At 43.8% G+C, this 22,002-nt stretch carries 20 protein-coding genes; 15 read left to right on the plus strand and 5 right to left on the minus strand.

Translation table 11 applies throughout. The annotated features are described in order from the left end of the window. The first annotated feature begins 50 nt into the window (after positions 1-50). The 4 genes from recN (at position 51) to J2T19_RS02075 (ending at position 5,900) form a co-directional block, all read left to right on the plus strand. On the plus strand, positions 51-1,787 hold the full coding sequence (gene recN, locus J2T19_RS02060) for a DNA repair protein RecN (RefSeq protein ID WP_307212607.1): 1,737 nt from the start codon (positions 51-53) through the stop codon (positions 1,785-1,787). A gap of 102 nt (positions 1,788-1,889) precedes the next feature. Next, the gene (spoIVB, locus tag J2T19_RS02065) at positions 1,890-3,221 is read left to right on the plus strand and encodes a SpoIVB peptidase (RefSeq protein WP_145045287.1); all 1,332 of its coding nucleotides are present in this window, start codon (positions 1,890-1,892) and stop codon (positions 3,219-3,221) included. Between the two features lie 193 nt (positions 3,222-3,414). Further along, complete coding sequence (gene spo0A, locus J2T19_RS02070) at positions 3,415-4,233, plus strand: sporulation transcription factor Spo0A (protein WP_307212610.1); 819 nt, start codon at positions 3,415-3,417, stop codon at positions 4,231-4,233. Between the two features lie 692 nt (positions 4,234-4,925). Next, on the plus strand, positions 4,926-5,900 hold the full coding sequence (locus J2T19_RS02075; RefSeq protein WP_307212613.1) for a GGDEF domain-containing protein: 975 nt from the start codon (positions 4,926-4,928) through the stop codon (positions 5,898-5,900). Between the two features lie 186 nt (positions 5,901-6,086). On the opposite strand, the gene J2T19_RS02080 is transcribed toward J2T19_RS02075, so the two are convergent. After that, positions 6,087-6,890 carry a hypothetical protein gene (locus J2T19_RS02080; protein ID WP_307212616.1) on the minus strand — a complete coding sequence of 268 codons (804 nt, stop codon included), beginning with the start codon at positions 6,888-6,890 and terminating at the stop codon, positions 6,087-6,089. A gap of 190 nt (positions 6,891-7,080) precedes the next feature. Between J2T19_RS02080 and J2T19_RS02085 the strand changes: the two genes are divergently transcribed. The 4 genes from J2T19_RS02085 (at position 7,081) to J2T19_RS02100 (ending at position 12,135) form a co-directional block, all read left to right on the plus strand. Further along, positions 7,081-9,057, plus strand: a complete 1,977-nt coding sequence (locus tag J2T19_RS02085) for an AraC family transcriptional regulator (protein ID WP_307212619.1) — start codon at positions 7,081-7,083, stop codon at positions 9,055-9,057. Between the two features lie 158 nt (positions 9,058-9,215). Next, positions 9,216-10,253 (plus strand): NAD(P)/FAD-dependent oxidoreductase, encoded by a 1,038-nt coding sequence (locus J2T19_RS02090; RefSeq protein ID WP_307212622.1) that lies wholly within the window; start codon positions 9,216-9,218, stop codon positions 10,251-10,253. Positions 10,254-10,484: 231 nt separating this feature from the next. Beyond that, on the plus strand, positions 10,485-11,129 hold the full coding sequence (locus J2T19_RS02095) for a hypothetical protein (RefSeq protein ID WP_307212623.1): 645 nt from the start codon (positions 10,485-10,487) through the stop codon (positions 11,127-11,129). A gap of 529 nt (positions 11,130-11,658) precedes the next feature. Beyond that, entirely contained in the window at positions 11,659-12,135 is a 477-nt protein-coding gene (locus tag J2T19_RS02100; protein ID WP_017687614.1) for a hypothetical protein, read from the plus strand. A gap of 243 nt (positions 12,136-12,378) precedes the next feature. Here the strand turns inward: J2T19_RS02100 and J2T19_RS02105 are convergent, their stop codons facing one another. After that, positions 12,379-12,972 (minus strand): thymidine kinase, encoded by a 594-nt coding sequence (locus J2T19_RS02105; protein ID WP_307212627.1) that lies wholly within the window; start codon positions 12,970-12,972, stop codon positions 12,379-12,381. Between the two features lie 231 nt (positions 12,973-13,203). Here J2T19_RS02105 and J2T19_RS02110 point away from each other — a divergent pair, with 231 nt between their 5' ends. Further along, complete coding sequence (locus J2T19_RS02110) at positions 13,204-13,416, plus strand: hypothetical protein (protein WP_307212630.1); 213 nt, start codon at positions 13,204-13,206, stop codon at positions 13,414-13,416. 8 nt (positions 13,417-13,424) lie between these two features. Here the strand turns inward: J2T19_RS02110 and J2T19_RS02115 are convergent, their stop codons facing one another. Next, positions 13,425-13,772: a potassium channel family protein gene (locus tag J2T19_RS02115; protein ID WP_056696576.1), complete on the minus strand. Its 348-nt coding sequence runs from the start codon at positions 13,770-13,772 to the stop codon at positions 13,425-13,427. 149 nt (positions 13,773-13,921) lie between these two features. Beyond that, positions 13,922-14,239: a DUF2627 domain-containing protein gene (locus J2T19_RS02120; protein WP_307212634.1), complete on the minus strand. Its 318-nt coding sequence runs from the start codon at positions 14,237-14,239 to the stop codon at positions 13,922-13,924. 246 nt (positions 14,240-14,485) lie between these two features. Between J2T19_RS02120 and lpdA the strand changes: the two genes are divergently transcribed. The 5 genes from lpdA (at position 14,486) to lipB (ending at position 20,579) form a co-directional block, all read left to right on the plus strand. Next, positions 14,486-15,910, plus strand: a complete 1,425-nt coding sequence (gene lpdA / locus J2T19_RS02125) for a dihydrolipoyl dehydrogenase (RefSeq protein ID WP_307212636.1) — start codon at positions 14,486-14,488, stop codon at positions 15,908-15,910. A 138-nt stretch (positions 15,911-16,048) separates the two neighbouring features. After that, entirely contained in the window at positions 16,049-17,077 is a 1,029-nt protein-coding gene (locus tag J2T19_RS02130) for a thiamine pyrophosphate-dependent dehydrogenase E1 component subunit alpha (protein ID WP_145045271.1), read from the plus strand. Positions 17,078-17,079: 2 nt separating this feature from the next. Then, on the plus strand, positions 17,080-18,066 hold the full coding sequence (locus J2T19_RS02135; protein WP_307212639.1) for an alpha-ketoacid dehydrogenase subunit beta: 987 nt from the start codon (positions 17,080-17,082) through the stop codon (positions 18,064-18,066). Positions 18,067-18,242: 176 nt separating this feature from the next. After that, positions 18,243-19,700, plus strand: coding sequence for a dihydrolipoamide acetyltransferase family protein (locus J2T19_RS02140; RefSeq protein WP_307212640.1), 1,458 nt, complete (start codon positions 18,243-18,245; stop codon positions 19,698-19,700). A gap of 171 nt (positions 19,701-19,871) precedes the next feature. Continuing rightward, positions 19,872-20,579: a lipoyl(octanoyl) transferase LipB gene (gene lipB / locus J2T19_RS02145; protein WP_307212642.1), complete on the plus strand. Its 708-nt coding sequence runs from the start codon at positions 19,872-19,874 to the stop codon at positions 20,577-20,579. 25 nt (positions 20,580-20,604) lie between these two features. Here the strand turns inward: lipB and prli42 are convergent, their stop codons facing one another. Further along, positions 20,605-20,706, minus strand: a complete 102-nt coding sequence (prli42, locus tag J2T19_RS02150) for a stressosome-associated protein Prli42 (protein ID WP_128102605.1) — start codon at positions 20,704-20,706, stop codon at positions 20,605-20,607. Positions 20,707-20,788: 82 nt separating this feature from the next. Between prli42 and J2T19_RS02155 the strand changes: the two genes are divergently transcribed. After that, entirely contained in the window at positions 20,789-21,925 is a 1,137-nt protein-coding gene (locus tag J2T19_RS02155) for a M20/M25/M40 family metallo-hydrolase (protein ID WP_307212646.1), read from the plus strand. Positions 21,926-22,002: the final 77 nt, after the last annotated feature.

Here is a 22,002-nt window from a genome sequence, read left to right on the forward strand (position 1 = left end):
ATCATATACATTGAAGTGCTAAGTTTTGTCATCCGGAGGTGTTTTTGCAGATGTTAGTTACTTTATCGATTCGCAATTTGGCAGTTGTTGAAGAGGTGGATGTTGTATTTCATGCTGGCTTTCATGTGCTTTCAGGGGAAACGGGTGCGGGTAAATCAATTATTATTGATGCCCTTGGTTTGATTGCTGGTGGTCGTAGTTCAGCTGATTTAATCCGTTATGGTTGTGAGAAGGCAGAGATGGAGGCTCTCTTCGAAATGGAGCAAGGGCATCCGGTATGGGAAACACTTGAGAAGCTGGGCATTCATTGTGAACCAGAAGAGCACTTGGTCATTCGTCGTGAATTGAATACGCAAGGTAAGAGTACTTCCCGTATTAACGGTCAATTGGTGAATTTAACGATGCTCCGTGAAGTTGGCGAGAAGTTAATCAATATCCATGGTCAGCATGAGCATCAGAGCTTGCTTCGCCCAGAGAGCCATCTGGGGCTTCTGGATACGTACGGAGCTTCAATCATTGGACCCATTAAATCAGAATATCAGGCTCGTTACAGCCAGTTTATCGCTGCGGAGAAAGAGCTACGTGCACTCCAAGAGTCAAGTCAGCGTGCGTATCAGTTGCTGGACATGTATCGTTTTCAACTAGAAGAGATTGCAGCAGCCAGCCTTACAAGTGGGGAAGATGAATTACTCGGTGAAGAACGGGTCAAACTATCCCATAGTGAGAAAATGATGGACAGTGTTGCGGGTGCATATGATTTGCTTAGTGGGCAACGAGGCTTAGAAGCGATAAGCATTGCTCTTTCACGAATTGAGGATATCTCTGGCTATGATAGCAAAGGGCTACAGCCAATTGTAGAGCAGTTGCAATCTGCCTTTTATCAATTGGAGGATGTAACCTTCCAACTAAGGGATTACCGCGAAAAAATTGAATTTAATCCAGACAGGCTGGAAGAAGTCGAACAGCGATTGAACTTAATCTCTGGACTTCGTCGCAAATATGGAGACAGTGTTGAACTTATTTTGAATTATTACGAACAGATTAGCCACGAGACAGATCAGCTTGAAAATAAAGATGAGCGCTTAGAGAAGCTACGTAATCAGCGTGATAAGCTGCTTGTTCTGGTTATGGAATCTGCTGAGGAATTAAGCCGTGTGCGAAAACAATGTGCGGAAGACCTTGCTGCACAGGTGGAGAGTGAATTGAAGGATCTGCAGATGGAACGAACAACGCTGCGTGTGCAGATTACTCCTTTTGAGGATCCGAAAGGTATCGAATGGAATGGGCGACGTATTCGTTTGACTCGTCAGGGTGCGGACAATGCTGAATTCTTGATCTCTCCGAATCCAGGTGAGCCTCTTCGTCCGTTGGGTAAAATCGCGTCGGGCGGTGAATTGTCGAGAATGATGCTGGCGATGAAGAGTATTTTTGCACGTCATGATCGCATTCCTGTATTGATCTTTGACGAGGTGGATACAGGTGTGAGCGGTAGAGCCGCTCAATCCATTGCAGAGAAGTTATTCCGACTGTCGTCGACCTGTCAAGTGTTCTCCATAACGCACTTACCACAAGTGGCTTGTATGGCTGACCATCAATATTTGATTGAAAAACATGTCGTGGATGGACGTACGATGACTCAAGTAGAATCGCTGTCAAACGAGGGCAGAGTGAAGGAATTGGCACGTATGCTCGGTGGCGTGGAAATTACAGAAAAAACACTGCATCACGCACAGGAAATGCTGAATTTGGCGGAAGCCAAAAAAGGGGGAAACGAGCGGCTGGCGTAATGATTGACAGTAATAAAAGCCTGGGGGCGAGGTTATCTTATAGGTACGCAATTGGCGACCACCTTTCGTCAAGCGAAAGAAGCAAAGGGAGTGTGACAGCCATTGAATTCCCCCCTCAGGAAGAAATTGCTAGGTCTTTTATTTGCCTTCTTTCTCTGTTTAATTAGCCAGGCGATTCAGCCTGTGCAAAGTTATGCCTCATTGCCTGATGAAGTTCAGGTATTTGCGGGTAGGCAAGCAGAGGTTCGTCTTGCTGTGCCTGCTACTTCAAGTGCAGTTGTGGACCGACCGGATATCGTTGGTCTAGATGGACAAGAACAAGCCGTAAACGTAACCAAGCTAGAGCCTCTACACCTTCACCCCCAACAAACAGGTCATGCTAAATTAACCTTGAAATTGTGGGGCAAAATACCGGTGAAGACGGTTAACGTAAATGTTATTCCAGACTTGCGTGTTGTACCCGGGGGTCAAACCATTGGCGTCAAAGTAAAATCAGCAGGTATTCTTGTGGTCGGTCATCACTTAATTGGTGCTGGACAAGATCAACGTGTTTCGCCAGGAGAAGATGCAGGAATTAAGCTCGGTGATCTAATCACCCATATGGATGGTAAACGTCTTGAGGGTGTAAGTGGTGTAGCCGAGGCAGTTGAACGAGCAGGCAAGAGTAAAAAAGGAATTGATGTCGTTCTTAAACGCGGCAATGAAACGGTCAAAACCCGTTTAACACCTGCCTATGATGCAGAGGATCAAGCGTGGAGACTTGGGTTATACATTCGTGACTCCGCTGCTGGAGTTGGCACGCTGACGTTCTATGCTCCAGACCAAGGCGTATACGGGGCGCTGGGACATGTGATCACTGATATGAACACTCAAACGTCTATCGTTGTAGGCAGTGGTCAGATCGTGCAGTCTAATGTAACGTCTATTTCCAAAAGCGAATCAGGCGATCCAGGGGAAAAGCGAGCACATTTTCTGAAGGAAAGTAAAATTCTTGGCAATATTGAGCGTAATACGGCATTTGGCATTTTCGGTAAGATGTCTAACAACCCTGATCACAGCTTGTATTCGAAGGGAATTCCAGTAGCCTTTTCTCGTGAAGTGAAGGAAGGTCCCGCTGAAATCCTAACGGTAGTTGAAGGTCAACAGGTTGAACGATACTCCATTGACATTGTGCATGTAGCAGATCAGTCTGAACCAGCAACTAAAGGGCTTGTCTTGCGGATCACCGATCCAAAGTTAATTGAAAAGACTGGTGGTATTGTTCAAGGGATGAGTGGAAGTCCAATTGTACAGAATGGCAAGCTGATTGGTGCAGTAACGCACGTATTCGTTAATGATCCTAAATCAGGTTATGGTTGCTTCATTGAGTGGATGTTACAAGATGCAGGAGTCATGCTTAAAAAGGAAACATCTAAAAATCTTAAGGCAGGTTAATCCGCCTTAAGATTTTTTTGTCGAATGAATACATAAATGCTCGGATAATGAAATAAATTATTTATTATATAGCAATGAGAAAAAAAAATAAAGAAAAATAAATTTCGACAGAAGGAATTTGCTCTCCCATGTCGAAAATTTAACCTGTAAGGAAATGTACGAAATGATGTTTAAATTAAAGGAGGATACCGTTTTGCAAAAAATTGAGGTATTGCTGGCCGATGATAATCGTGAATTTACGAATTTGCTTGCCGAATATATATCCGAACAGGAAGATATGGAAGTAACCGGGATTGCTTACAACGGAGAAGAAGTTCTGCAATTGCTGGAACAGACTCGTAATGTACCGGATGTCTTGATCCTGGACATTATCATGCCTCACCTGGATGGTCTGGGTGTGCTTGAGCGTCTGCGTAATTTGAATCTGTCTCCACAGCCTAAGGTCATCATGTTAACCGCATTCGGGCAAGAGAATATCACACAGCGTGCCGTGCAACTCGGAGCCTCGTATTACATCTTGAAACCATTTGATATGGAAGTCCTCGCGAATCGTGTGCGTCAGCTTGTAGGCTCGCAGACAACGATGTCCTCTAATAGTAACAACAGCAGCTCATCCATGTTCATGAATAAGTCTAATGTGGTACCTATGGGCAAACACAAAAATTTGGATGCAAGCATTACATCGATCATACATGAAATCGGCGTTCCTGCGCATATTAAAGGATATCAGTATTTGCGTGAGGCCATTACGATGGTGTATAACAATATCGAAATTTTAGGTGCAATCACCAAAACGTTGTATCCCGCCATTGCCGAAAAATTCAAAACCACGCCGTCCCGCGTCGAACGTGCCATTCGTCATGCGATTGAAGTGGCTTGGACGCGCGGCAACATCGACAGCATCAGTCACCTATTTGGTTACACGATCAACATCAGTAAGTCGAAACCGACGAACTCCGAGTTCATCGCGATGGTTGCTGACAAGCTGAGAATTGAGCATAAGGTGTCTTGAAAGGATCCGGAATAACGCACTTGAGAACTTTTTATTATTAGGTGTCATGCGTGACACGATCCACATAAATGAACTTATCTTGACCCAGTAGACTATTTCAGTTTACTGGGTTTTATTTTTTTACGACTCCGTCATGTAACCGGGAGTAACAATCCTTTACATGACGGCTTTTTACTATTTTCTGCTTTTATTAACTCTCAACAGGGTATATAAAAGTATGCGTTTTCTAAGGGGGCGATAACATGATCAAACTTATGCTGGGTTGTACCTTATTATATCTTCGATAATCGTCTTGTGTTCTGGGTTTATTGTTTCTGCTTTAAAATCAGTGCAGCACGCCTCTTCCAGCATTAATAGTGGGGCGTTTCAGTATAGTTTATTCAATGTACATATATCGTGGTTTATTGGGGCAGTCGTGTTATTTAGCATTGGCGTAGGATTGATCAATTCTGCGAGCAAAGAGGAACATTAGATACTTTAACATAAAATGTAGGAATGGTAGGATCGCCTTAAGATCAAACCAAGTTCTCAAGATCGAACTCAGATTTAATTTCAAACTTTACGTTAAATTGACTCTTTTTATAGGTGAAGGTGGTACGATATGACTACATATTTTTATAACATTATAGGCATACCGGAGTATACTTGATTTCATAGAAGTTTCCAATTACATAAAGAGCGATGAGAAGAAGGTGAACGATATATTTACACATATAGGCGACATCGCAGAAAGTATTCCTGTAATTACGTCTGACACGAAATGTGAAGCTGTATATCGTCTTTTTAGATCCAATGCGAATCTGGAAGGTGTAGCAATTGTAGGAGCAGAAGGTATGCCGTCGTTATTGATGCGAGCCCGTTTTTTTCAACAGATTGGTACGCAATATGGATATAACTTGTACATGGGTCGTCCTGTAGAGCTTGTGATGAACAATAGCCCGCTCGTGGTTGACTATATGGAGCAGATCACGGACGTTAGTATTCAGGCTATGAATCGCTCAGAGGAAGAACTATACGATCTTGTGCTGGTTACATCCAAGGGTGCTTTGAGCGGGGCGATTAGCATTCGTCATTTGTTATTAGCCGTTGCTGATGTTAGAGCTGAGATGGCAAGCTTTATGAATCCGTTAACGGGTCTTCCAGGCAACCGAATGATTGATGATCGTTTATGCCAATCCTATCTGCTGGAGCGCTTTAGCGTGCTTTATCTCGATCTAGACTATTTCAAATCATATAATGATAGCTATGGTTTCAAAATGGGGGATGCGCTTATACAAGCAACCGCTGATTTATTACGTGAATATTTTACTGTGCCAGAGGCATTTTTAGGTCATATCGGTGGTGATGATTTTATTGTCATCCTGAATCACCATGACTATCTGAAAGATTGTGAGGAAGTTGTTGCAGGTTTTGAAAAGCTCAAAAGAGAGTTCTATAACAGCCAAGATCTAGAAAATAATCATGTTGTAGGGGCAGGACGCTCTGGGCTACATGGACAAATTCCACTCGTTTCTCTTTCTATAGCCGTAGTTACGAATCGATCCAAAAGTTATGCTCATATTGATGAAGTTATTCATGAAGCTACACGGATTAAGAAAATTTGTAAATCGACGCTAGGCAGCATTATTTGTGATAATGAAGAGACCGTGAGAAATCTTAACTCATAATGTGAAGTGTACTGTCCTTAAAAACGATAAATAACCGTTACCTGATGATTAGAAGCTCGATCGGTAACGGTTATTTTGTGCCATACATAAATTATGTAATTGGACTGCCTTTTTTTTTGTAGTTCGTTACTGTAGCAAAATTTAGGAATTATGATTTAACATATTAGTAAATTATTAGTCACCCTTTTAGATGCGGACATCTATAGGCGTGTAGGATTGGACGGTTGCACTATCCTTTGGTGTATGAGCGCTAGGTGCTTGATCTTGTGGAAGGGATGAATCTTTGGCTGATTTCGAAGTTACTCCCGTATGTTTGTCTTCAATAGTGTGCTCTTCGGATGCAGAAGTAGAAGGTACCGTTGTGGGTTTCTGACTTGATGGTTCATGGATGTCCTTAATTAACTCCCCGAGCTTTTGATCAACTTTATGAATCTGGGACTGAATGTCTTGCACCGTCTCACGTTTCTTCTGAAAAACGGTGCGTTCCGCATTAGCGAGCATATCTGATTTTCCGGTATCATTCTCCGCATTAATCTCCAAGACTAGACGATCGAATTTGGTCTCACCTTCAATCGTTTGAATGGAGCTGTTCATTCGTTCACGCATTCCCACTAATTTTCCTAACTGATCATAGGTCTGACTATGCTTGATTAGATGATCCATGGAAGGAAGCTGATTCTCTTCAGTTGGTTGATTGTTTTGCTGTTGCTTGGTGTTTTCAGGTTGTCTAGACTTATTCTTTTCCTGTAGCTCCTCTGCTTTAATCTGGGCAATCTGACTGTCTACTTGGGCGATGGAGCTGGTTAAGGATTTAACCCGTTCGGCTTTTGTTTTGACATCAAGCTCATCGTTAGCTCTAACTGTCTGTAGATCTTCGTTTAATTTAGTCTTCCGTTGCATTAGTGCTTGAATATCTTTATCCCGATTGGATTGCATGTGGCTAGAATTGAAACTGGTATTGGATTTGGATGCAGGCGTTATTGAACTCATCGTGCTTCTCTCCTTATTCGTTATTTTCTAGACTTAATTACATATATCGGATGTTATGTGAAGGAAGTGAATATCATATTTGAGATATATCAGGTTACATAACCTGGTATTGCATCTATATGCATTTTAAATGATAATGGTTATCAATGAAAGATAGAGATAATGACGTAGGTGGATGGGAGAGTCACAGATGCATTTGAATGAACAAATAAAACACTGGAATCAAGCGGCCGTGAAGATTCTCGATATTCGCAGGGTGATACTCAAGGCTGGAGAAGAGGTGGAACCCTATGATTTGCCGGCAAACGGATTTATGTACGCTACTCGTGGCTCTGCATGGATTGTAGTAGACGGACAAGAGCATGAAGTGAATTCATTTTATATGCTCCATGCAGCCAAAGGTTCTCGTCTTCAACTTCAGGTGAGAGAGGAATTTGAATATGTGCTTCTCTTCTATCGAGCATTTCTAGCATTCCCCAATCTTCGAAAAACGGGGCGTTGGGAGCAGAGATGGTCATCTCCCTTTGCTCAGCAATATGCACTTATCCCCCATGCACCGCTTAGTCTAATGAGGCATTTGGATCATTTGGAGAAGGCATGGTTTCAGCCGGGTAATATGGAGAGGCTTTATGTAAAAAGCTTGTTTTATCAATTTATCCATGAATTAATGCTTCAGTTATCCACAGAAAAGAGCTCGGTGACGATATCAGATCCGGTGCAGCATACGCTCCGTTATCTTCATGACCACTACCGGGAACAAGTCACATTGGATGATCTGGCTGAACGCTTCAATTATAGTTCTCGTCATTTATCGATGCAGTTTAAACAGAAAACGGGTTCAAGTCCGATTGACTATTTAATTCAGATCAGACTGGCTGAGGCTCGCAGAATGCTAATCGAATCTAATGTGACACTTAGAGAAATTGCAGTAGAAGTGGGATATACGGATGTGTATTATTTTAGTAGATTGTTCAAAAAACATGTTGGGATCTCCCCGATTCGCTATCAGCAAAGGGTACGTCAGCAAGAGATTATAGAGGATCGTCCATTAGCGGTCTCCGAATCGTCCATTGGCTGGAAATGGAAGCGAGGATATATTGGTTATGAGAATCATTATCAATATATAGACGGAGGGTCTACACCGATGAGAAGAAAGAAAACAACATCAGGTATGTTTTTAGTCGCCTTGTTAAGCTTAACCATGCTGTTAGCCGCATGTGGGGCGGGTTCAGCCACGCCAATGGTAAGTGAGAGTACGGGAGCGAGCTCCAATAATACCAATACAACAGTAGCTGCAACATCAGAGCCGGGCAATCAGGTGAACACGGATAGTGGAACCCGCACTGTGTCTACGGTTAAAGGTGATGTTGTTGTACCAGCTAATCCTAAAAGAGTCGTTGTACTCTATCTTCAGGGAGATGTAGTGGCACTGGGGATTAAGCCGATTGCTACATCAGACGTATATGATGGGGCTGCATACAAAAACAAGCTTGAAGGTGTTAACTCGTTGGGTACATGGTTTGAACCTAATCCAGAAGCAGTCATCGATCTTGATCCTGATCTAATTATTGTTCCTTCAGAGGAGACTTATGATCTATTAAAAGATATCGCGCCTACAGTGTATATTCCCTATGAGAAATTAACAACTGAAGAGAGACTCGTGAATATCGCCACAATATTTGGCAAAGAACAAGAAGCCGAGAAATTGCTTTCCGATCTGAATAGCAAAGTTGACGAAAGTAAGAAAATACTGGCGAATGCAGGTATCCTCGATAAAACAGTTTCCATTGTAGAAGGTGGATTCAAAGGCATGGTCATTGTAGAAAGCAAGCAATTTGGCCGAGGCTCACAAGCAGTTTATGAGTACCTGGGGATGAAAGCGCCTGAGGTTGTTCAACAGAAGATCGATGTGGTTTCGGAAGCTGCTGGCTCTACCGTATCCATGGAGGTTCTCCCTGAATACGTAGGAGATTACCTGTTTCGCTCCACCTATGAGGGCATGGATAACTTGTCAGATAATCCAATCTGGAGTAGTATCCCAGCAGTCAAAGAAGGACGACTAATAGAAATTGATTTTGATTTCTTTTATTATTCAGATGTATATTCCATCAATAAGCAACTTGATTTCGTTGTTGAACACTTGCTGGATGCACCAAAAGTGAAGTAAATAGAGTACGATGAGATAAAGATCATCTTTGTACAAAAAATGTTTGTTAATTATCCATTGTAATTTGATAAGTTTCCCATTACACTAGGTATTGAATGATAATGAGAATCGGTATCAAATGGTCGCGTATTATGGATCGAAATAACGGAGGTAACGTAATGGACCAACCATTGGAATTGTATGATGTAACAATTATTGGCGGAGGCCCAGCCGGGATGTACTCTGCATTTTATAGCGGTATGCGTGATATGAAGACTAAATTAATTGAGGCTCGGGATCAGCTTGGAGGACGCATGTTGTTTTATCCTGAGAAGATGATCTGGGATGTGGGTGGTGTTACACCTACACTATGTGCTGATCTGATTAAGCAGTTGGAACAACAGGCTAGAACGTTTGAACCAACCCTGGTGTTCGAGCAACAGATTGAAGGGTTTGAGCGGCAGCCAGATGGAACTATTATTTTGACTTCCTCCACAGGGGAAAAGCATTGGACTAGAACCGTCATCATGGCCATTGGTTATGGTATCTACAAGATGGCTAAGCTTGAGATTGAAGGTGCTGATCGTTTTGAGGTGACCAACCTTCATTATACCGTACAGGAGTTGGAACCTTTCCGTGGTAAAAAGGTATTAATCTCTGGTGGGGGAGATTCTGCTGTAGATTGGGCAAACGAGCTTGAACCACTGGCTGAACAAGTGACCGTCGTGCATCGTCGTGAACGGTTTGGTGGATTGGAGCGTAACGTCCTGCGTATGAAGGAATCTTCGGTGGATGTACGTACCCCGTATGCTGTGGAAACATTGCATAGCACGAATGGTGAAGTTATTGAGCAAGTAACCATTACTCACATTGAAACTGGTGAAAGTGAATTGCTTGATGTGGATGCCATTATTGTTAACCACGGGATGAAGAGTGATTTTGGTCCTATCCGTGATTGGGGCTTAGATCTTGGTGAATGGCATGTGAGCGTATCCGAGAAGTTACATACGAATATTCCCGGAGTGTTTGCGGCAGGGGATTTTGTAAACTATGGCAGTAAGCTGCATCTCATTGCAGGTACGTTTACGGACGCAGCACTTGCGGTGAATAGTGCGAAGCTGTATATGGATCCAGAGGCTGATAAAGTAGCTTATGTATCTTCCCATAACAGCAGATTTAAAGAGAAAAACAAAGCTCTAGGCGTTGTAGAAGAGTAAATGAATTGGATCAAAGCTTGAATTTTGTGAGAATATAATTTTGCAAAAAAAAGGAAGCAGCTCTGGATAAACCCAGAGATGCTTTTTTACATGGGAATTGTATGAATCTCCCTGATCTGTACATTCTATATATGCAGTCTAATTGATCGGTTATGCTCCACTGTCTATAATAAGCTTTAGAGAGCATAACAGCTTGATAAACCAACTCAATCATTGTGGAGGCAGACATTAATGAAGAACGTGATCCGACGTGCATCCACCCACATCGTAAAGTGGCTTAACTCATTAAAGAAAATGAAAATAAAAGGCTCCGTTATTTATTTGGCGTTAGCAGGTGGAGTGCACCGATTGTTGGTGGAACGGAGACGCGAACGTACCGCTGCAAGACGACTGCAGCAGGATCGGCCGATTGCGGATATAAGTGAGATTAAGCTGGAGCCCGGTGACATCGTATATACACCGAGTTCAGAGTCCACATATTATGCTGGGCACATGGGGATTATTGGACTAGACGGTAAGATCTATCATGTGCATCCCTATGGACCCGTATTTGCAGATTCGATGGAATGGTATCTAACGCGTTTCTATGCGGGCGATCGTTTTATTGTTTTTCGTTCTCGAATCAATATGGCAGGTTTAAGAGCCGCCGAATGGGTGCAAGAGCACTACCCACAAGTCAAATTGTATCGTTTACAGACCGATCTTCGTAGCATTGAACGCAATTACTGTTCCAAATTTATCTATCAGGCATATCAGTTTACATCTGGCCTTGATCTATGGGGAAGAAAGTTCAAACGACTGAATATGGGATATATTTATCCTTTTCGTATTGAGCGATCACCAGCACTTGAAGTATTAGGAACCTATTATAAATAAATTGACATAACCGACGCAGCTTTTCATTCTGATGTTAGGAGAAAAGACATGTTTTGTCGGTTTTTTTGTATGTATACCGATAATAAAAACAGGAAAAATAATAATAACGTCGAATAGTTTATGAGAAAGCGCTGCAAAACTTGGTTACGTATACATAAGAGCATAATTGCACAGCTTCAAGGACTTTTCCATGAAGTAGACAAAAAACAAAGAGTAAGAGAGATGAAGTGGTTATATCTATATACGCAGATCCATATCGTCTCAAAACGGATTAAAGTAATCGAATTAAAACCACTTATATAGAGAGGAGGTACTTCTGCTCGCTGTGCAGGCTAAAAGTTAACACCGTTGTTCACTATACGGATTTGCAGGAAATAGTTACAGATGTATGTAGTTCTTGTAAAACGATTACTTATCTCAAGGAAATGGTTCCCATTTAATTCAAAAAGATGCGCTAAGGAAATAACATTACTTTGATTTATGCGCGTTTTTGTAGTACATTAGCAAATGTATTCGAAGGAGGATTCTAATGTACTCAGGTAGACAAGACGATACTTTATACATCATGACCTACACCTTAAACAGCGGTATCAAGGGTACGGTTCCACTGTCTAACAAGCAAATTATTGAGTGGCTGGATTGCTACAGAAATGAGAAGCGCTTCGTGACTGAGATCGGCAAGGAGTTCTTTGGATTAAACGCTGGTCTTGTGGCAGACTTTAAGGTTCAGAATCATTTATCCGATTATCAACAGACGATTATGCCTACACAGCAACAGGATAACCTGGAACGCTTGTCCAGTGCTTATAAATCAACCGAACTATTGATGAAGATTGATTGCAAATGTGGCACGGCTTACGTGACAGAATCTCCTTACAAGCGTACGAAGTGGTATTGCACGAAGTGTAAAGAGATTGTATTTCTGGATGCCAAAAAAGGAATGGTGGAAACGTCCCGAGGTGACGCTTACTACATGACCAACAAATATTTTGTCTCTCGCGATTAGCGAGATTCATCCGTGGAAGCATCGCCAGTGCGCGGTGCTTTTTTTGTTTTGCTACACGTGAAACTGGGAGGATCATTGGACGGGTCGGTAGAGGGTGATTTGGTGGAGTTGAAGCAGGACTGCTTAAGAAAATATAATGAAGTGGATAGTAGAAAAAAAGCCCCTAAGGGCTTTAGGAATATATTAGGTTTCAGGAGTAGCAGAACTCGCTGTTAAGAAACTAATATTTATATACAATGGATACTAACACTCCACCTTATGTGGTGGAATGAAGCAGCTCCGGCAACGTGGCTCATAAGCTTCCGAATCTCCAATCATCACTACGGGGCCAAGGGTTACGGGCTCTCCGTTTACAATTCGCTGTGTAAAAGCAGCGTCGGGGCTTCCACATACTGCGCAGAATGCAGAGAGCTTCTCGATGTCGTCAGCCATCGCAAGTAGACCGCCGATATATCCAAACTCTTTGCCGCGGTAATCCATATTAAGTCCATCCACAATGACATGTTTACCGCAATAAGCAAGTTCTGAGACAAGCTCCATAATGGCACTACTGAAAAATTGAACTTCATCAAATGCAACGACATCTGCATCTTTCGTTTGAGTTATAATCGTCTCCACCAGCTCGTGTGTCAATTGACGGGGAATGGAGTGCGCGGTCAGTCGATAGCCAATCCGGCTAACAATTTCGTCTTGAGCAAAGCGGTCATCTTCAGCGGGTTTATAGGCAACTACCTTTTTACGTCCAAATTGGCTTAACTTTTGGCAGCGGCGAATAAGTTCCCCTGATTTTTCACTAAACATAGGTCCTGTAATAACGGTTATACGTCCTGTTGGCACGATGCTGCTACTCCTCTCACATGCGGAATTAACGAACAGCATTCTGCAAAAATATAATCCTATTATTGAAGTTTGCAAAATGCTGACCAAAAAAAGCGACCATTACAGAGTACCACAAAATCTTTGTTCAGAGCCAGAACTAATCCTAGCAGCTTTGTGTTACTATATGGAATGTGAAGAGGTTGGCGACGGCAGGTCACCATCCAGCAACGAAAGAGAGAGGTGTTACAATTGAGTGAAGTTTTAACTGAGTTACAGGCGAGATATGATCGCTTGAAGGAACAAGTGTTATTGGATGAGACAACGCAGGTCTTCATTGCTGACTTATTGTCAGAAGTAGAGAAACTGCAGACGAGTAATGTAGCTTTGCGTCGTACAATTCTTAAATCTTCTTCCAAAGAATCACGCATGTCGACAAAACTTAGGGATGCGTTATACGAATAACCCGGAGACTACTCCGGGTTCTCTTCTGTCTTCTTTTTGCGAGGAAATAGAATACCTGCTGTAATTTTGGCAATCATGGCGAAGGTAAGACCAATACCTGCAAACATGTAGATCACGGTGAACGCTTTACTGAAACCTGTGGACGGCACGAACTCAGGATGTCCTACCGTGGTTAAAGTTACGGCGCAGAAGTAGAGCGCATCTATCCAGTGTAAACCCTCTACACGGCTGTAAAATATAGTGCCTGAAAGTAAGGTAGCCAACGTAAGTGTGAATAGAGCGATAAACTGCGAGTCTTTAAAAGCGTGGAAAATTCCTTTCAGCAGTCGTTTGAGTGTAAGCAAAAAAGAAATCACGTTTATTTCATCCTATCTGTATTAAATGTGAAATAGGGTCTCCTGGCGATCCCAGTGGCCTAATATGAATGCAAGTCACTATATCCATTTCATAACGTACTATAAAATCGATTTTGCTAGATGTAAATACACAGACAAAAAGCCCGGACTTATGGAGTCCCTCCGGGCGTCTCAGTCGCTTCAGGTGTGCTTTTGGAACGAAAACGAGGGCCTACATAATTTCTCTTGCGGTCACGAAACAGAATCCAGCCTCCGAGAAAGCTCATACCTGCTGCAAATAGGACAAGTCCGCCGCCAAAGGACAGCCACTGGAATCCTGGTGAGATCTGCTCATTACCGTGTTCGGCGTAAAAGAGAAAAAGCGCATCCTTCATCATTAGAAAACCCTTCATCGCCATCAATCCGGGTATAACCAGAACCATAATAGCCAAGAAACGCGCAAAGACAAGCCTTGTATTCATCATCATAACCCTTTCTGCCTTATATCGACGTTAAATAAAGGTTGCGCTTACAGGTGATGTCTAATTCCATCATAGCTTGGTTTCGTTGAGCTGTCCATGGCGTTAAGGGTAAACTTTGAGTTGCTAGGTGAAGGAGAGTACAATGGAGTATAACGGATTATAGCTACAACATCAGAATGATTTATCAAAATTGTATCTATTACTCATACAACTTGATTGAAATTACTATAACCATAGAGGAGAACAGATAAGATGCCTATTACATGTGATATTGCCATTCTTGGAGGAGGAACCGGGGGATATGTTGCTGCCATTCGAGCGGCTCAGCTTGGTAAGCAAGTCGTGATTATTGAAAAGGACAAGCTTGGAGGAACTTGCCTGCATCGTGGCTGTATTCCTAGCAAGGCATTACTCCGAAGTGCTGAAGTATACGCTGAAATTCAAGAGAGCGAAACTTATGGCATAGAAACAACCGGGTCAACGCTTGTATTCCCGAAAGTGCAGGCACGTAAAGATGCAATCGTTGAGCAATTACATCAAGGTGTTCAGTATTTAATGAAAAAAAATAAAATTCAAGTTGTACATGCCAATGGGCGCGTAATCGGACCATCCATCTTCTCCCCGCAAAGTGGAGCGGTTGCTGTCGAGTTTGAAGATGGTGAAATGGACACTGTTGTACCGACCAACCTTATTATTGCTACAGGTTCCCGTCCACGTGTATTGCCTGGTCTAGAGCCGGATGGTCAGTACATTATGAGTAGTGACGAGGCATTGCGGATGGATGAGCTTCCTGCTTCCCTCATTATTATAGGTGGCGGTGTCATCGGACTAGAATGGGCTTCAATGCTGAATGACTTTGGTGTTGAAATCACGGTGGTGGAAGCGGCTGAACATGTACTTCCAGCAGAGGATGAAGACGTGGCGAAGGAAATGCAACGATTGCTCGGCAAACGTGGTGTTCGTTTCCTCACAGGCAGCAAGATTCTGACAGAAACGTATAGTGCACAGAAGGACGGGGTTCAGATCGATGTTGAGCTGGGAAATAACAAGCAAGAGACATTAACAGCAGAGAAAATGCTCGTATCTGTGGGAAGACAGGCGAATGTTGAAAATATTGGACTGGAGAACACGGATATCAAGTTGGAGCGAGGATTCATTGCGGTGAACAAGCATCTGCAAACTGGTGAAGGACATATCTATGCGATTGGTGATTGTATCGGTGGATTGCAACTGGCACATGCCGCAAGTCATGAAGGCATTCTCGCTGTGAATCATATCGCGGGCGAGCAGGTTCATGCAGTAGAAGCTCACCGGATACCACGCTGTGTCTATACACGTCCTGAGGCGGCAAGCATCGGATTTACGGAGACTGAGGCGAAAGAGCGTGGATATGAAGTGAAAACAGGTAAGTTTCCATTCCAAGCCATTGGTAAATCACTCGTACAAGGTAGCCGGGATGGTTTCGTGAAGGTGATTGCTGACGTCAAAACGAATGATCTATTGGGTGTACATATGATTGGAACCCATGTGACGGAACTTATTGCGGAGGCTTCTTTGGCACAAATGCTTGATGCTACACCATGGGAAGTTGGACAGACGATCCACCCTCACCCGACGTTGTCGGAGATTATGGGTGAAGCAATGCTCGCTGTAGATGGAAAAGCCATTGGCATGTAACTTAGATGAGTTATGAGAAAGGTCCTTTCCTTTTTTGGGCAAAAGGGATTATAATAAGGTTAAGCCAAGTCTTAGTACCAGGTTATAAGATCGGGTTGTAAGACTGGCATAGGCTCTGATTAAAAGGAGGTACCTCATATGAGTTCACAAGGTACTGCAGACGCGGTTCACCGGCATCAACAGCTTGGACTTAGCGATGGAGAAGTATTAGACATGTACAAATATATGCTGCTTGCACGAAAGTTCGACGAGCGTTGCTTGTTGCTTCAGCGAGCCGGCAAAATTAACTTTCACGTATCTGGTGTAGGTCAGGAAGCTGCACAAGTAGGTGCTGCTTTTGGCTTGGATCGGAATAACGATTATTATTTACCTTATTACCGTGATTACGGATTCGTACTGGCAGTTGGCATGACTCCGCGTGAGTTAATGTTGTCTGCCTTTGCCAAAGCAGAGGATCCGAACAGTGGCGGCCGACAAATGCCAGGACACTTTGGCCACAAGAAGCTACGGATTGTTACAGGCTCCAGCCCAGTGACAACGCAGGTTCCTCATGCCGTAGGCTTCGCACTTGCAGCCAAAATGAAGAAGCAGGAATTTGTTTCTTTTGTTACCTTTGGTGAAGGATCGAGTAACCAGGGAGACTTCCATGAAGGTGCTAACTTTGCAGGTGTGCATAAGTTGCCTGTAATCATCATGTGTGAGAATAACCAATACGCCATTTCAGTACCGATTCACAAGCAGCTTAGTGGTAAAGTTTCAGATCGTGCGTTAGGTTATGGCTTCCCGGGTATTCGTGTGGATGGTAACGATGCATTAGAAGTATATGCTGCTGTTAAGGAAGCACGTCGTCGTGCAATCGCTGGCGAAGGACCTACCCTTATTGAAGCGATGATGTACCGTTTGTCACCGCATTCTACTTCTGATAACGATTTGGCTTACCGAACGAAGGAAGAAGTTGATGAGAACTGGAAAAAAGACGGCGTGCCACGCATGAAAAACTATTTGATCGATTGCGGCATCTGGGATGAAGCCCGGGATGCGGATCTGGCTTCCCAGCTCGCGCTGGAAATGAAAGAAGCGACTGAATATGCAGACAACGCGCCATATCCAAAACCTGAGGACACTCTGACGCACGTTTATGCGGACAGCGAAGAAGGGGGACGGTAAACATGGCGGTTATGGAATATATTGATGCAATCCGTCTGGCGATGAAGGAAGAGATGGAACGAGACGAGAATGTATTTGTGCTCGGGGAGGACGTAGGAGTCAAAGGCGGCGTGTTCACAACGACCAAAGGGCTACAAGAACAGTTTGGCGACATGCGAGTCATGGACACACCGTTGTCTGAATCGGCCATTGCTGGTGTGGCTATTGGTGCGGCAATGTATGGCATGAAGCCAATTGCTGAGATGCAGTATTCGGATTTCATGCTGCCAGCAACGAACCAGATCATAAGCGAAGCAGCCAAAATCCGCTATCGCTCTAACAATGACTGGAGTTGTCCTATTGTCATCCGTGCACCGATCGGCGGCGGTATTTTTGGCGGTCTTTATCACTCCCAATGTCCAGAATCGATTTTTTTTGGTACACCAGGGTTAAAAATTGTAGCTCCTTACTCGGCATATGATGCCAAAGGATTGCTTAAGGCGGCTGTTCGTGATCCAGACCCTGTACTCTTTTTTGAGAACAAAAAATGTTACAAGCTGATTAAGGAAGATGTGCCTGAGGATGACTACATTGTTCCTCTTGGCAAAGCCAATGTACTTCGCGAAGGTGCGGATATTACCGTGATCGGATACAGTCAACCGTTGCACTTCGTTATGCAGGCTGCGGAAGAACTGGAACGTGAAGAAGGTATTACAGCACACGTTCTTGACTTACGTACATTACAACCGCTTGATCGTGAAGCCATTATTGCATCCGCAAGGTTGACGGGCAAAGTACTGATTGTGCACGAAGATAACAAAACGGGCGGCGTTGGTGCCGAAGTTGCTGCCATAATTAGCGAAGAGTGCTTGTTTGACCTGGACGCGCCGATTCAGCGCTTATGCGGTCCAGATGTGCCAGCTATGCCGATTAGCCCAACCTTGGAGAAGTTTTATATGCTGAGCAAGGATAAAGCGAAGGAAGCTATGCGCACACTCGCCGAGTATTAATGGTCTAGAGAGGTTGTTTGAAGGTACTGAATAACAATCTCTCTGAACATGAACGCATAGATTTGTTTTTCAAGAACGTTGTATGAAATTGTTCTGAAGTATGACTGCTTCCAAAGTACATGTTATGCTACAATTTCCATATGAGGTTAAATGTAAAGTTTGGAGTGATATAACCAATGAGTATGAAATGGATCGAGGTCATTATGCCACAACTGGCGGAATCGCTGGTCTCGGCTACCATAGCAAAATGGTTGAAAAAACCGGGCGATCAAGTGGAGCAGTACGAACCGATCTGTGAAGTCATTACGGATAAAGTTAATGCTGAGATTCCATCGACTGTTGATGGAATCATGGGTGATCTACTCGTAGAAGAAGGTGCAACTATTGCTGTTGGTGAAGTCATTTGCCGTATGCAAGTTGAAGCTTCTGAACAAGGCGTGGCAACACAAGAGACGCAGGCTTCGCAGGATCTACATCAAGAGCCAGTTCGTGAACGGCAAGCTTCGGTTCAATCAGCGAGTACAAATGCTGGCGGTGCAATTGCACATGATCCGAATCAGCCGATGCGTAACCGCTACTCGCCAGCAGTACAAACACTGGCAGCGGAGCACGGTTTGAATTTACAGAGCATCCAAGGTACAGGCGCGGGTGGACGTATTACACGTAAAGACGTACTGGCAGTCATTGCACAAGGCGGACAAGGAGCATCTACGCAGGCTACACCATCGACTGGGCAGAATGCTTCCGCTGGGGTATCAGCTGCTTCACCGTCACCGTTTAGTGGAATGAATCGGAATGATGCACAAGTCTCTAGTGCTGCTTCAGGTGCAGCTGTTCCAGCTGCTGATGCTGGCATTCCAGTCAGACATTCGGGCATTCATCTGACCGAGAGTCCGAAAATTCCACAAATTGAAGTGGAAGGCGGCGGACAGGGAAGATCAGAATACTTTATTGATGTTACCCCTGTACGAAATGCAATCGCTCGTAATATGCGGCAAAGTGTATCGGAAATCCCTCATGCTTGGACCATGATTGAGGTAGACGTTACTAATCTGGTTATGCTGCGTAACAAACTCAAGGATGAGTTCAAGCGCAAAGAAGGCATCAATCTGACGTACTTATCATTCATGATGAAGGGTGTCGTAAATGCAATTAAGGACTACCCGATTATGAACTCTGTTTGGGCCGTCGATAAAATTATTGTGAAACGCGACATTAACCTATCTATGGCTGTGGGTACAGAAGATTCCGTCTTGACGCCTGTAATTAAACATGCAGATCAGCGTAATATCGCAGGTCTGGCTCGTGAGATTGATGACTTGGCACGGAAAACTCGAGAAGGAACGTTGAAGCTTGATCATATGCAAGGTGGAACGTTCACGGTGAACAATACCGGATCGTTTGGTTCAATCCTATCTCAACCGATCATCAATTATCCACAAGCGGCTATTCTGACGTTTGAATCCATTGTGAAGAAACCAGTCGTTATTAACGATATGATCGCAGTTCGCTCCATGGCGAATCTCTGTCTGTCCCTAGATCATCGTATTCTGGATGGTGTAATCAGTGGGCGATTCTTGCAACGGGTCAAAGAGAATCTTGAAGGTTATAACATGGAGACCAAAGTTTATTAAGTTTTTGTTGATTATGCTGTAACTAAATATTCCGAATAGAAACATCGATGTTAGATGTGAAATGAAGGGTTATGGAGAAGTGTATGGCCGTAGGCCGTGCACTTTTCCCGCTGTATATGGTTGGGCGCTCATGAATAAATTGCACATTGAAGGAAAAGGGTGTGGGAGATCATGAACAAGCCTATGGATGTGGCATACATACCAATGCTTGATTATGAAGAGGCTTGGAACCGGCAAAAAGCGATTGTGCAGCAACTTGATGAAGGCGTAGGAGTGGAACAACTACTTTTGCTTCAGCATCCACCTACGTATACGATTGGTTCTCAAAATCATCCTGAGCATCTACTTTTAAGTGAGGAGCAATTACGAGAGCAAGGAATCTCCGTGTTTCAAATTGACCGCGGCGGTGATATTACTTATCATGGCCCTGGTCAGCTTGTGGGTTATCCTTTGCTTGTGCTCGGACGAGATGAAGATCTCGATTTACATGCCTATCTGCGCAGATTAGAACAGGTCATCATTGATTATTTATCAGATCAAGGCGTTGATGCAGGACGCAAAGAAGGGTACACAGGAGTCTGGATTGGGGATATGAAGATCGCCGCGATCGGTGTAAAGTTCAATCGTTGTAAGACGAGGAGAGGTTTTGTAACAAGCCATGGATTTGCTTTTAATGTTACGTCAGGGATTCAGCATGAAGGATTTCAAGGTATTGTCCCTTGCGGCATTGAGCAATACGGGGTGACCTCACTAGAGGATGTGACAGGACAAACCTACGAGATACAACGGGTTGCACAAGATATTGTTCCCTATTTCAGCAGGCTGTTCTCCTATGAGATGAATTGGATCTCAGAAAAAGAAGCCCTTCACCGTCTGTAATGGAGACAGTTCAAGACTTCATGTTTTAACCAAATAATAATGGTTCGAGAGCAATGAATAGGGTGGAGCCAACCATGGCGATTAGCATGATGTAGACAATGATGCGAAACCATTTTTTTCTTTGCATGATGAGCGAACTCCTTTCAACCAAGAAATAAAAAACCACAGTAATGTTATTGTACCGTATCCACGTAAGGGAGGAAAGTCCTATGATTAATCAAAAGCGTGTCGTAGATCATTTTATGGAACTTGTACAGATTGATAGTGAGACGAAGAACGAACATAATATCTCTAAGGTGTTAAAAGAACAGTTCGCGGCTCTTGGTCTCAGCGTATATGAGGACAATACAATGGAGAAAACGGGGCATGGTGCCGGTAATCTTGTTGTTACATGGGAAGCAGAAGGCGCGCAAGGGGTAACCCCAATGTTTTTCACTTGCCATATGGATACTGTCACACCTGGGCAAGGCATTAAGCCTGAACTGGGTGAAGACGGCTGGATTCGCAGTGATGGAACAACGATTCTCGGTGCAGACGATAAGGCCGGCATTGCGGCACTGTTTGAAGCTATTCGCGCGATTCAGGAGAACAACGTGCCGCATGGCAAGATTCAGTTTGTTATCACAGTTGGCGAAGAGTCAGGACTGGTTGGAGCACGTGCCATGAATCCTGATGATATCCAAGCTGAGTTCGGATATGCACTCGATTCTAATGGAGCAGTCGGTACGATCTGTGTTGCTGCACCTGCGAGAGCCGAGATTCAAATGAACATTTACGGTAAGTCTGCACACGCTGGTGTGAATCCGGAAGACGGTATCAGTGCAATTCAGGTAGCTGCCAAAGCGATTGCTGCAATGAAGCTTGGACGTATTGATGATGAGACAACCGCGAATATCGGGAAATTCCAAGGCGGTTCTGCCTTGAATGTCGTATGTGATTTTGTTCAGATTGAAGCAGAAGCGCGTAGTATTGTTCAAGAAAAAGTAGAATTGCAAGTTTCCCAGATGCGTGAAGCGCTGGAGACAACATGTCGCAAATACGGAGCAACAGCTGAATTCCGCAGTGAGATTCTATATCCTGCCTTTGGATTCCATGATGAGCATGAGGTCGTTCAGCTTGCACAGCGTGCCATTCGCAGTGTAGGCCTTGAGACGAGTACGTTCCCTTCAGGTGGCGGTAGTGATGCCAACATCTTCAATGGTTTCAATATTCCTACTGCGAACCTCGCCGTAGGATATGAGGATATTCATACGACGAAAGAACGCATTCGTGCGCAGGACATCGCGAAATTGTCCGAAATTGTTGTTGCTATTATTCAGGAAACGGCATCGACGAGTACGAAGTAGGAGAGCCTAGAGGATAAGTTGAAATTGAAGTTGTAGTTGTAGTGAAAAGTCCGAAAACGGTTTGTGTACCGGATTCG

The sequence above is a fragment of the Paenibacillus tundrae genome, assembly GCF_030812775.1.
Classification (GTDB): domain Bacteria; phylum Bacillota; class Bacilli; order Paenibacillales; family Paenibacillaceae; genus Paenibacillus; species Paenibacillus tundrae_A.